10 protein-coding genes are annotated in these 12,414 nt (G+C 58.5%); 3 read left to right on the forward strand and 7 right to left on the reverse strand.

Going from position 1 to position 12,414, the window contains the following annotated elements; translation table 11 throughout:
* Nucleotides 1-122: 122 nt before the first annotated feature.
* Nucleotides 123-797: a DUF2459 domain-containing protein gene (locus K1W69_RS06870; RefSeq protein WP_220227549.1), complete on the forward strand. Its 675-nt coding sequence runs from the start codon at nt 123-125 to the stop codon at nt 795-797.
* Between the two features lie 206 nt (nt 798-1,003).
* On the opposite strand, the gene K1W69_RS06875 is transcribed toward K1W69_RS06870, so the two are convergent.
* Complete coding sequence (locus K1W69_RS06875; RefSeq protein ID WP_220227550.1) at nt 1,004-2,317, reverse strand: phosphoribosylamine--glycine ligase; 1,314 nt, start codon at nt 2,315-2,317, stop codon at nt 1,004-1,006.
* Nucleotides 2,317-3,222, reverse strand: a complete 906-nt coding sequence (locus tag K1W69_RS06880; RefSeq protein WP_220227551.1) for a DMT family transporter — start codon at nt 3,220-3,222, stop codon at nt 2,317-2,319. The genes K1W69_RS06875 and K1W69_RS06880 overlap by 1 nt, the downstream gene beginning before the upstream one ends.
* Before the next feature lie 149 nt (nt 3,223-3,371).
* On the opposite strand from K1W69_RS06880, the gene K1W69_RS06885 reads away from it, so the two are divergent.
* A complete protein-coding gene (locus K1W69_RS06885; protein ID WP_220227552.1) occupies nt 3,372-4,835 on the forward strand; it encodes an FAD-binding oxidoreductase in 1,464 nt (487 codons plus the stop codon).
* A 1,114-nt stretch (nt 4,836-5,949) separates the two neighbouring features.
* Here K1W69_RS06885 and K1W69_RS06890 read toward each other — a convergent pair.
* From K1W69_RS06890 to K1W69_RS06910, 5 genes are read right to left on the reverse strand one after another with little or no spacing between them, the layout of a single operon-like run.
* Nucleotides 5,950-7,161, reverse strand: a complete 1,212-nt coding sequence (locus K1W69_RS06890) for a molybdopterin molybdotransferase MoeA (protein ID WP_220227553.1) — start codon at nt 7,159-7,161, stop codon at nt 5,950-5,952.
* Nucleotides 7,158-7,646 carry a cyclic pyranopterin monophosphate synthase MoaC gene (moaC, locus tag K1W69_RS06895; protein WP_220227554.1) on the reverse strand — a complete coding sequence of 163 codons (489 nt, stop codon included), beginning with the start codon at nt 7,644-7,646 and terminating at the stop codon, nt 7,158-7,160. The genes K1W69_RS06890 and moaC overlap by 4 nt, the downstream gene beginning before the upstream one ends.
* 3 nt (nt 7,647-7,649) lie before the next feature.
* Nucleotides 7,650-8,447, reverse strand: coding sequence for an indole-3-glycerol phosphate synthase TrpC (gene trpC / locus K1W69_RS06900; protein WP_220227555.1), 798 nt, complete (start codon nt 8,445-8,447; stop codon nt 7,650-7,652).
* A 1-nt stretch (nt 8,448) separates the two neighbouring features.
* Complete coding sequence (trpD, locus tag K1W69_RS06905) at nt 8,449-9,477, reverse strand: anthranilate phosphoribosyltransferase (RefSeq protein WP_220227556.1); 1,029 nt, start codon at nt 9,475-9,477, stop codon at nt 8,449-8,451.
* Nucleotides 9,478-9,491: 14 nt separating this feature from the next.
* Nucleotides 9,492-11,387 (reverse strand): SurA N-terminal domain-containing protein, encoded by a 1,896-nt coding sequence (locus K1W69_RS06910; protein ID WP_220227557.1) that lies wholly within the window; start codon nt 11,385-11,387, stop codon nt 9,492-9,494.
* A gap of 201 nt (nt 11,388-11,588) precedes the next feature.
* Here K1W69_RS06910 and tpiA point away from each other — a divergent pair, with 201 nt between their 5' ends.
* The gene (gene tpiA, locus K1W69_RS06915) at nt 11,589-12,350 is read left to right on the forward strand and encodes a triose-phosphate isomerase (RefSeq protein WP_220227558.1); all 762 of its coding nucleotides are present in this window, start codon (nt 11,589-11,591) and stop codon (nt 12,348-12,350) included.
* Nucleotides 12,351-12,414: the final 64 nt, after the last annotated feature.

Below are 12,414 nucleotides of genomic sequence, written 5' to 3' on the forward strand. Positions count from 1 at the left end.
ATAGTCGAGTTCAGGCAGCTTGTAAAAGTTGGTGTGCGTATCGTCATCCGAAAAACAGGCTACAATGAAGCGCGGGCAGGTGTGACATTCTATCCAAAGCATTGAAAATCAGCATTTATACTGTGGCAACGGTATTCTGCCTCGCCGGGGCCTACCTCGTGGCCGCTGCAATCGGGACTGTGTGGCGGACGCCGCCGACGGAAACACTCACGGCTCAGACGACGACGGCCTATGTGCTGTCCAACGGTTTCCACAGCGATATCGTTCTGCCTATCGAAGGGGGAAAGCTTCCAGCCGGCTTTCCGGAACTGCAGCAGGATCTCGATGTTTTACTCGAGAATACGGATTACCTGATCATTGGTTGGGGATCACAAACCGCCTACACCAGTCTTCTTGAATTATCTGATCTGACCGCCGGAATAATCGCAAAGGCGTTGTTCTTCGATCGTTCTGTCCTTCACATCCAGCCGTATTCCGGGTCATTGCAAGGACCCGGAGTCTATCGTCTGGAGCTCGAAAGCGCGCAGCTCGATCAGCTTTGGAGCTTTGTCGCGCAGACATTTCTTGTCGACAGCAACGCAGCTCCGACGCTCATACCGGACGTCACGCACGGCTATGGAGATGTGTTCTATCGGGCGGAGCCTCGCTTCAGCCTCTTCTACGGATGCAACGCCTGGGTCGGAGAGGCATTGCGCAGCGCGGGACTGTCATTCGGCCGCTGGACGCCATTCGCCCAATCCATCGAGTGGAACATGAAACGCCTGCAGGATCATTCCCGCGTCGGCGCCAGCGAATGACGTCGTTCGAGCACTGAAGATGTTTGTTGGTCGGCAGTCAGCTTTATGCAGCCGACCCGGCAGAGAAATGGTCAAATTTCGCTCATTTATGAGAGGCAGGAACAATTGATTTTGGCCATGGCAATGGTCGCTGCGACCCATTTCCAGGCGTTCCCCTGGCAGGCGAGAGAAGAAGTCCGGTTTTAGGCGAGCGAACACGCGCTTCGTCAGTTTTGATCGGCAAAAAGTTCCTCGGCGACACCGTATCCGAGATCGCTGCGCCAGTGCTTGCCCTCGAACCTGATACGCGACAGCGCGCCGTAGACCTCGTGCTTCACGTTTTCTATCGACCGCGCACTGGCGACAGGTGCGGCGATCCGGCCTCCCGCAACAACGAGGCCGCCGTCTTTGTCGAGTCCGACGGCTTCGGTAACGGTGCGTCCCTCGGCGACGACTTCTTCCAGCCCCTCGATGGGCTTGGCTGCGACATCTTCAGTTTCCGGATAGTCGGCGGCCATGGCGAATACGCATCCGGAATATCGGTCGGCATGCCAGGTCACGGATATCTGGTGCAGGGCGCCGCAGGCCGCATGTTCGATCATGTCGTGAAAATCGGACGAGAGCAGTTCGAGCAGCACCGCAAATTCCGGATTGCCGGGCCGGACGTTGATTTCGAGCAGCACCGGACCCTCATCTGTCAGCATCACACCGAAATAGAGAAAACCGCGATAACCATAGCCGGACTTCTTGAGTTGATCGAGCGCCGGTTCGATGATCCGCCTGCGCAACGATTGTTCGAGCTCCGGGGGAAATCCGCCGCCGAAAGCCAGTGCGGCGGCGCCGTTGGTGTTCGGTCCCCGATCCTCGTCGAGCGCCTGCTTGTAATCCCTGACAGGTGGAAAAAGCACGTAAGAAGACCCGTCCCACAGCACATGCACGGATGTCTCGAAACCAGTCACGCGCCTTTCTATGATCAGTCCGCCGGCGGCATGCGCCTTGAGCAGCGCCTCGATCTCCTCGTCCACGTCCTGGAGGCTTTCGCGCAGGCTGTCAGGAACCATCGATCGGTGTTTCCCGTCCCGGATCAGGCGATCCGTCTTGATGACGAACTGTTCCCGGGGAGACCAGTGATCGCGGAGAAAGGTCTTGGCGTCTTCGGCCGTCTTGACCAGCCAGCTCTCCGGACTGGGTATGCCCGCATCCCTGACAAGGTCCTTCATCAACGCCTTGCTGCCTTCCACCTGGCTGGCGTGGAGTTCGGGGCCCAGAACTGTCATGCCTTCGCTTTTGAAGCTGTCCACCGCCGCCGCCTGGAGCAATTCGGCGTCTGTAATGAGAATGATCCGCGCGCCTTCCTCGCGGGCGCGTTTTGCCGCTTCTCTCGGATTGTCTTCCGGCACTGCCACAGACCAGGGCTGGCCTGACAGGATCGCATTCGTTCCGCCGTTGAAGAAACGAATGCCCCGACCGTCGCGCTCCTTCTCCAGTCTGAGCAGGCAGGCGTGATCCCGCGCGCTTCCGTGTCCGTAAAGCCCGAACATCAGGAACTCCTCTCCTTCGCCGTCATGACCGGTTCGATTCTGTTGCGGTATGACGCAAACCTCAACGTCAGAACACCCGAAACGATCACGAGCAACATTCCGACAGATGATACCAGGTTCGGAACCTTGTCCAGCACGAGCCAGTCGATCAGGGCAGAGAATACGACGGCCGAATATCCGAGCGGTGCAATCAGCCAGGCCGGCGCGTGCGCGGTGGAAAAGACGAGGAGGGTCGTTGAGATGATCAGAAACAGACCGGCGATGAAGAGTTGCACGATCGTCGTATAATCCGGTGTGACATAGGTCTGTGCCGCAGGGATGAACGTCCCGAGTATTCCGATCGCGAATATGTACAGCAGGATCCGGTCCTGCGGCTCGCCCAGTTTATTGAGACGTCTGGTCAGCAGGACCTGTACGGCAAACAGCAGACCTGCCGCCAGTCCGTAAAGATAACCGGCGTTCAGCGTGGCGATGTTCGGATGAAGGACCAGCGCCACACCGACGAAACCACACAGGAGAACAGGCCAGATCCTGCGCGGCATCGCTTCACCAAGAAAGATACTGGAAAGCAGAGGTATCCAGAACGGCGCCGTTTCCCGAAACAGCATCGTTTCCAGCAGTGAAATCGAGGCCACGGCCTTGAACAACATCCCGATCTGCGCAACCGAGACTATGCCTCGCACAACCAGCAATGCGAGATTTGGTGATGCGAAGGATGATCCGCGACGGCGTATGAGGACGAACGGAATGATGAAAATCCCGCCGAATAAAAACCCGGAGAAAACCGTCGTCCAGCTGCTGACCTGCGTGCTGGCGAACTGAACGAACAAACCCGCTAAAGCAAAAACTGCATTGGCCAGAACGAACATGCCGGCGCCGAGCAGGGGACGTTCCGTTTCAGCCATGTCCTGTGAACCCTATCGTTCGCGGATACCTCAGGCAGCTTCTCCCGGTCTTCCGCCACGTGTCAGAAATGGGATGCAACTCGTGCGGAGCGTTGCTAGTCTCTATCGATTTTGTATAGCGGTATCGTATTCAATTGCTGGAGGGAAGCATGCCCGAAAGTCAGGATAGCAGCAATATGGCGCCGGATCTTTCCCGGCTCGAGTCCGAAATCACCGGTGTGGTCGGTTTGCCGGGTAGTCCGATTTTCCACGAGGCAACACAAGTCTTTTGTCCACCGGCTCGCCACCGCCGGCCCCAAGCCGTTATCAGACCGGCCGGTACGGACGATCTCGCCGCTATTCTCCGCAGGGCTGCTACAGATGGTTATCGTGTGACGGTGCGATCGGGCGGGCATTCTTTCGATGGCTTTCCGATCAGGGAAGACGCCGTGCTGCTTGATCTGTCGGGTCTCAACGAGGCCAGGCTCGATTCGGACCGGCGCCTTCATGCCGGTCCCGGCGCACGCATTCTCGATTTGGCGAAGGATCTCGACGCCTCCGGTTGCGCGGTCCCCACCGGAGACTGCCCGACCGTGGGATTGGGCGGGCTCGTTTCGGGCGGTGGTTTCGGATACGCCACCCGGAAGCTCGGCCTGACAACGGACAATCTCATGGAGGCGGTGGTTGTCACCGGGAGCGGAGAAATCCATCGTGTCAGCCGAAGTCGCAGTCCGGACCTCTTCTGGATGTGCCAGGGAGGGGCTGGAACGGCGGCAATTATGACGGAAATCGTTTTGCGAACCTTTCCGGTCGAGCGTGTGACGGCCGCCGAGATAACGATGAACTGGGAATACGCCCGCGAGGTGATCGTTCTTTACGACGCCGTAATGCGGTCCGCGCCGCTCGACCTCGACCTGAAGCTCAAGTTTCGCACAACAGGCCCCGACCGGTTCATGGATATGGCTTCCGAAGGCCCGCAAGACGCCGTGCCGGGCGAGCCACTGGTCCATATTGACGGACAGTATCTCGGCAACCGGCAACAGGCGGAAGCGCTTCTGAGCCCATTGCTTGATCATCCGGCCGTTGTCGGTCTGTCGCTCAGGGAAGAGAGCTATTTCGAGGCGATGACCGATTTGATTCCGCTGTCGCTTCTGGTCGATCCGGCGCCGGAAACGATCAGACCGACGCGCGTAACCTGCGATTTCGTTGCCGCAGCGATCGGACAGGGAGAAGCCGACGCCCTGGTGCGCTTTGTTGAAGAGATTCAGTACGCACCCGAAATGCATGGCGGAGGTTTGCTGATCGAACCCTGCGATGGCGTGGTCGGTCAGATTGCTTCGGACCAGACGGCATATCCGCACCGGGATCAGCGCATGGTGATCGAATGGGAGCTTTTCCATCCCCTGGTTTGTACGTCCGAGCAGATCTCACGGATGGACGAATGCCTGTCCAGCGCACGAAGCCAACTGAGCCATGCGATTTCCGGAGGCCGCTACGTCAATTATGCCGATCGGCTCGATACACCGTCGAACTGGTGGCTTGGAAACAAAGACCGCCTCGAAACCCTTGCCGGGCGCTTCGATCCGCAAGGAGTAATCGTCTCGCGGCTCCGACCGGGGCCGGACGTACGCTAGCAGGCTGCGGAAAAAGGCAGACCAGGGCCGGGCTTTGAACGGCGACGGTCTTGGTCCAGCCAAAAATCTCTTCGATGCGCTTGCGATGCCTCAGGGAGAGGTTGATGCCTTTGCGGAGCTTGCTTCCAGAATCCTGAGCCGAGTTCAAGTCGAATTCACCAGGAAGAAGAGTAATATATTGTTTTGATCATTGTACTTCGTGGATTGCAGCAAACGATATCAGCTTGAAATTCCTGGATATAGTATCCGTGTCAAGCGCATCATTTGCAGGCCCGGGGGCATGATATGAAATCACGCATTCTTACGGACGAACGGGATCTTCTCCTGTTCAAAAAAATTTTAAAGGAATTCACATCCAGTGTCTTCCGAGGCTGCTCTATGTCGGCGAGACGACATATTTTGGCAGGTCCCAACGATGCTGGATCTACGGCGCGTCGCGATCCGTGATGCTCGCCAAACTCCTCACGGCGCCAGCTCTCGAATTTGTTGGCAAGCTGTTGGGACTTCTTACCTGTCACGACAAGGCCCGACGCATTGCGGCGGTCGAAGAACAAGAAAATGGAAATCTGTTTCCAGAACGAAATCCCTGTCACGCAGATCAGCAAATCGGATCGGCTGTAGGTGAAATGAGGAACCCGGCCTCGCCAACCGGCTGACCGACCAAAAGCTGCTCACTTTTGGCACTGTCTGGCGCCAATCAACGAGAACATAGCGAGAACTTTTTGATGCGTTTTAACGCAATTCATGCTATAAGAACGCCGCCCTGGTTTGCCGTTTTGCGGTCTTTCCGGTGATGAGACAGACGAATTTTTCGAATTCCCGAAACAAAGCCAACCAGGTACAAGGACCGGAAAAACCAAATTCCCGAAACGAAGCCAACGAGGCCGAAAAATCCGTAATTCACGATTTACCGAAACAAAGCCAAATCACATTTCACCGATCAGCATGATCTGAAATCTCGCAAATCGTCAAATCCCGAAACAAAGCCAGAGAGGTCGCAGGATCCGTAATTCGCAAATTCCCGAAACAAAGCCAGACTTAAATATCTATAATAAATTCAGATATATAGCTATGTTTGAGGCTTGTCTCAAAAGGATTGAATATTGGCGGCGGCCTATCTCAAAAGAATGACCCGACAGGGGTCGCCTTTCTTTGCCGGTTCTGCGAATGGCGCGCGGATAGTCAGGCAGTCAGATTGCGCGAAGATCCGAGTCATGGAGGAATCCTGCCGGTCGAAGGGCAGGGCGATCAGGTCTCCGTCAGGGCGCCGTTCAATCTTCGAGCGCAGATAGTCTTCACGTCGATCATTGGCCGGCAGGTCCTTTCCGAGAACGGCAGGCCGTTCCAGATCCGGCGCGGCGTGTCCGCGAAGGCGCGCGATCAGGGGGCGCAGGAAGAGGTGGGAGCAGACCAGGCTTGAAACCGGGTTTCCGGGAAAGCCCAGCACGTGCAGATGGTCGAGGCGGCCATACATCAGCGGTTTGCCTGGACGCATTGCGATCTGCCAGAAATCGAGCTCCATCCCGCGCGCGACGAGCGTGTCCTGAACGAGATCGTGATCTCCAACGGAGGCGCCGCCAAGCGTCACCAGAATATCGGCTCCGCCTTGCAGGGTCCTGTCGATAGCGGACTCGATGGATGCGCGGGTATCCACGGCGATGCCGAGATCCAGCGACGTCGCGCCGTCGGCCTGCGCAATCGCCGCCACGCCATAGCCGTTCGAGGCAATGATCTGATCGGCGTTCGGGTCCGATCCCGGCGGAACCAGTTCATCGCCGGTCGCCAATATTGCGACATGAGGACGCCGTCTGACGGTCAGGCTCGGATAGTTCATCGAAGCGGCGACCGTGAGGCGTCCTGCGTCAAGTATGTCGCCGTTTTGAAGCACCACGTCGCCCGCGGCGAAGTCGAGGCCTTCCGGACGGACATAGACGCCTTTACCCGCGCCCTGGCTTATCAGAACCCGATCCGGTCCGAGCGTTTCGGTGTTTTCCTGGATAACGATCGTGTCGGCGCCATCCGGCAGGGGCGCGCCGGTAAATATGCGCACAGTTTCTCCTGAAGCCACCGCGCCTTCAAAGCGATGACCAGCGGGCGCCTGACCGATGACGGTCAATTCGACGGGCGTGTTTTCGACGTCGGAAGCGCGCACGGCGTAGCCGTCCATCGCAGACGCCGAGAAGGGTGGTTGCGAGCGTCGCGCGACAAGGTCCTCCGCCAATGTCCTTCCGGTCGCGTCAGCGAGCCCGACGCTTTCGCGCTCTTCAATGGTTTCGGCATTGGCGAGAATGCGGCCACGGGCGTCCTCGACGGAAACGAGGCTCATGGATCACGCCGCCAGTCGCCGGATTTGCCGCCGCTCTTCGAGACCAGCCTGATTGAGCCGATCTCCATACCCCGATCGACGGCTTTCGCCATGTCGTAAATCGTCAGACAGGCTACGGAAACGGCGGTCAGCGCTTCCATCTCGACGCCGGTTTTTCCCGTCAACTTGACGGTCGCCCTGACATGAAGACCAGGCAAGACCACGTCCTCGGAAATGTCGACGGACACCTTGCTCAGCATGAGCGGATGGCAGAGCGGAATGAGCGTCGAGGTCTGTTTGGCCGCCATGATCCCGGCCAGACGGGCAGTTCCGATGACGTCGCCCTTCTTGGCGTCGCCATCACGGATCAGCGCGAGCGTCTCCTGCGCCATGACAACATGACCTTCGGCGATCGCGATACGCTCGGTTTCATCCTTGTCGCCGACATCCACCATATGCGCTTCGCCGGACGCGCCGATATGGGTGAGTTTGTCCGGCTTTGACATCGATCAGACTGCTTCCGCCAGCAAGTCGCGCGTCGCCCCTGCGACGTCGGCCTTGCGCATCAAACTTTCGCCGACCAGGAAGGAACGGATGCCGACATTGGAAAGCCGTTGACAGTCTTCATGCGTGAAGATGCCGCTTTCGCCCACGAGGTGCCGGTCATCGGGCGCCATCACAGCGAGTTTCTCACTGGTCGACAGGCTGGTTTCGAAGGTCCGCAAATTCCTGTTGTTGATCCCGAGCAGTCGGGAGTTCAGGGCGAGCGCGCGTTCCATTTCTCCTTCGTCATGGACCTCGATGAGGCTGTCCATGCCAAGTTCGGCGGCCGTGTCCTCCAGAAGACGTGCGTCGTCGTCGCTGACGGAGGCCATGATGATGAGGATCGCGTCTGCGCCCCAGGCTCGGGCCTCATAGACCTGGTAGGGTTCGAACATGAAATCCTTGCGCAGAGCGGGCAGGGAGGTGGCGTTTCTCGCCAGGGTCAGGAACTCCGGCGCGCCCTGGAAGGACGGCGTATCGGTCAGGACCGAAAGACAGGTAGCGCCGCCGGTTTCGTAGGCGCGCGCAAGGGTCGGCGGATCGAAGTCTTCCCGGATGAGCCCCTTTGACGGGCTGGCCTTCTTGATCTCGGCAATCAGACCGAAGCCGCCGCGCTGCTGTTTTTCAGCGAGCGCCCTGTGAAACCCGCGCGGCGCGTCGCGATCGGAAAGCATCGCCTTCAATTCAGCCAGCGGACGCGTGGCCTTTGCGACGGCGATTTCCTTGCGTTTGTAGTCTTCGATCTTTTCGAGTATGTCCGCCATGTTATTCCGCAAGCTTCACGTGGAATTTCGATGTTTTGATCAGGGCGTCCAGCACCGCGTTGGCCGCGCCGCTGTCGATCGAGTGCGCCGCCTGTTCCAGGCCTTCGGAAAGGTCCTCTGCCTTGTCGCCGATGACGAGCGCCGCGCCTGCATTCAGCAACGTGATGTCGCGATAGGCGTTCTTGGCGCCGTTAAGCACTTCCTTTAGCGCTGCCGCGTTATGTTCGGCGTTGCCGCCACGCAGTTCGGCAAGGTCCACCCGGCGCAGACCGAGTTCTTCCGGCGTGACCTCGAACCGGGTGATGTCGCCATTGTGAAGCGCTGACACCGTTGTCACGCCCGCCGTCGTCATCTCATCCAGACCGTCGCCATGGACGACCCAGACATGTTCCGATCCCAGGTCGCGAAGAACTTCAGCCATCGGTTCGCACCAGTAGGGGTCGTAGACGCCCAAAAGCTGACGCTTGACGCCTGCAGGGTTGGACATCGGCCCGAGCAGGTTGAAGATCGTACGGGTGCCGAGTTCGACGCGCGTCGGTCCGACATGGCGCATCGCTGAATGATGGGCAGGGGCGAACATGAAGCCAATTCCGGCCTCGTTGATACAGGCGGCGATGCCTTCCGGCGACAGATCCAGCTGGACGCCAAGCGCGGCGAGCGTATCCGCCGCGCCGGATTTGGATGTGAGCGCCCTGTTGCCGTGCTTGGCGACGGTCAGCCCGGCGCCGGCTGCGACGAAGGCGGCGCAGGTCGATACATTGTAGCTGCCGGATGCGTCGCCGCCGGTGCCGACGATGTCGATTGCGTCTTCCGGGGCATCCACGCGAAGCATCTTCCTGCGCATGGTGCTGACCGCGCCCGTAATCTCGGACACGCTTTCGCCACGTACCCGAAGCGCCATCAGAAAACCGCCAATCTGCGACGCAGTCGCTTCGCCCGACATCATGATGTCAAAGGCTTTACCCGCTTCCTCTCGGGTCAGCGGTCGTCCGCTGGCGGCGATGCCAATGTAGTCTTTCAGTTCGGACATGTCTTGTTCAGCGCCTAGTAACTTTGCGAGAGGGTGAGGTCAGCGAGCCTGGCGTTTACCGTCACGCCGAATTCCTCCTGCATCATGCGAACAGCTTGTCCGAGAATATCATTCGAGATGCTGTCCGAAATCGCAGAGACGGCGGCGGGCGGCAATTGAACGTCTTCTGCGGGGGAGGGCGTCGTGACGCTCTGAACCTTCAGAAGGATTCTCGCGGTGTTATCCGGATCGCTGGCCAGCGCGACATGCCCTTGCGGACCTGAAAAGGCGGCGTTCAGCGCATCAGCCCCGAACAGCGCGTCCTGATCGTTGCGGCCAATATCGTATTTTGTGTCCGGAGTAAGTCCGTATTCAGCGCCGATCGCATTCAGGTCTTCGCCATCGGACAGACGCTTGCGCAGTTCCTCGCCAAGTTTCGCCAACTCCGCATCCGTTTGCTGATTTTTCCAGTCTGCGACAACCTGGTCGCGCACCTCGTCCAGCGTCCGGTCTCGAGAAGGCGTGATGTCGTTGACTTCGTACCAGAGGAAACCATCCGAACCGATGCTGATCGGCGGAGAGTCGATGTTGATGTCGGCCTCGAACGCTTCCTGCAAGAGCGTTGCTCTTTCCGGCAGGTCATTGATCATTTGCCCGCTCGGGTCCCGGCCCGTGCGGTCCACTGCGTCGATGGTCACAGGCGTGAGCTGTTGCTTGGTCGCCGCCTCCACAAGCGTGTCGCCTGCGGCGCGGGCGTCTTCGTAGGCGTCATGCACGTCCAGCAGAATATTTCCGGCGTCGACGAGCGCCATTTCCTGACGGATCTCGGGTTCGACTTCCTCGAAACTCTTGGTGGCGCCGGGCGTAATCGAAGTGACGCGCAGGATGACCGGGCCGAAGGCGCCTTCAATTACACCGGATGCTCCGCCCTGGCTCTCAATGGAAAATGCGGCGTCAGCGATGAGCTGATCCGGAACCGCCGCCTTGGAGAACGTGCCGAGATTGACGTCGTCAGCCGTCTTGCCCTGTTCACTGAGTAGTTCGTCAAAGCTCTTGCCCTGTTCGAGTTCGCTGGCGGCGGCTTCCGCGTCTTCCCGTGACGCGAAATTCAACTGTTCGATTGTTCTCTCTTCGGGCGTCGTGTAACGGTCCTTTGTGCGTTCGTATTCATCACGCACAAGATTCTCCGCCACTGCGGCCGGGTCCGAAATATCCACGGCAGTGAGTGTGACATAGCTGATCTTGCGATATTCCGGAGCGCGATATCTCGACTTGTTCTCTTCGAAGTATTTCGACGCCTCCTCGTCGGTGGGGTCGGCAATGTCTCCGATCAGTGTCCGGTCCAGAAACAGGTAGTCAACCGTCCTCTTTTCGTTCTGGAACCGGTTGAACGCTTCGAGCAGAGCCGCAGGGGCTTCATATCCGTCCGCGATCGCATCGACGATCTGTGTTCTGATGGCGGCGTTCTGCTGGCTTGTGATGAAGCTTTCCGGCGTAAAGCCTGAATTGCGCAGCACTGCGTCGAACGTGGCTTCGTCGAAGCGGCCGTTTATGCCCTGAAACGCCGGATCGTCGCGGATGATGCCGGCGAGGCGATCTTCCGAAAGTCCCAAATTCATCCGCCGCGACTGTTCGTCGAGAGCGGCAGACGTGGCGACGATGCTGAGCGTTTGTGCTTCGACGCCCATGCTGCGGGCCTGTTCCCGTGAAATGTAACGCTGCAATTGCTGGGAAATGAGAGAAACCTGCCTGTTGTAGGCGAGCAGGAATTCATTTTGTGTCACGCGGGTGTCGCCGACTGTCACGACCGAATTGCCGGCGCCCTGGAACATCGTGCCGCTGATGCCCCATACGCCGAATGAGAGCACGAGCACGATGAGAAGCAGTTTGGCGAGCCAGGACTGCGCGGCGCGACGAAGGGTGTCTAGCATGTGAATTCCATTCCAACCCGGGAAGCCGGCGCTTTTGAACGCCGACAATATTTGCATTTGTTGATCGTCTTTTAAGCGGCGGGCAAGCCGCTAGCAAGACCCGCATGGCGACAGCGGCAAATTCGAAATGCGGCTGCTGGACTTTGAAATCGTCCGCCGACCTGATAGGTCGTCCGCAACGATGGTTTGAGGGGTACGGGAATGACACCGGGAGTGAAGCCGCTGGTGGCGGGCAACTGGAAAATGAATGGCGACCGCAACGCTTTGCATGAGATAACCGCGATTGCCAATGGTATCGACGGGGCGCTTGACGAGAAGATTGACGCAATTATCTGCCCGCCGGCCACATTGCTGTATCTTGCAGCGGGAAGCGTTCTGGATACGCCGCTATCGATCGGAGCGCAGGACTGTCATCAGTCGGCGTCCGGAGCGCATACCGGCGATATCGCAGCCACGATGATCAAGGAAACAGGCGCCACGCATGTCATTGTTGGTCATTCCGAACGCCGGACGGATCACCATGAAGACGATGCGCTGGTGCGCGTGAAGGCGATCGCCGCGCACGAACAGGGACTGGTTTCGATTATTTGTATTGGCGAAACGAAAGACGAAAGAGAAGCCGGCGAGACGCTGACGATTCTGGGCGCGCAACTCGCAGGCTCGCTTCCGGAAAATTGCACGGAATTCAACACCGTTGTGGCTTACGAGCCCGTCTGGGCGATCGGCACGGGTCTGACGCCGAGCATTGACGACGTCGCCGAAGCGCACGCCTTTATCCGAAGCAGGCTTGAGGACAGGTTCGGGGAAGCCGGCAGCAAGATGCGTCTTCTCTATGGCGGTTCGGTGAAACCCGGCAATGCATCGGAACTGATGGCGGTCGTAAACGTCGATGGAGCGCTCGTTGGCGGCGCGAGCTTGAAATCGGCTGATTTCCTCGCCATTTGTGAAGCATATAGAAGTTGACCCATGTCGGCGCACGCCGTCGTTTCAATCTCCCAGATTATGGGTTGGAATAATCAACGGCGTC

The sequence above is a fragment of the Flavimaribacter sediminis genome, from assembly GCF_019492055.1.
Classification (GTDB): Bacteria; Pseudomonadota; Alphaproteobacteria; order Rhizobiales; family Rhizobiaceae; genus Flavimaribacter; species Flavimaribacter sediminis.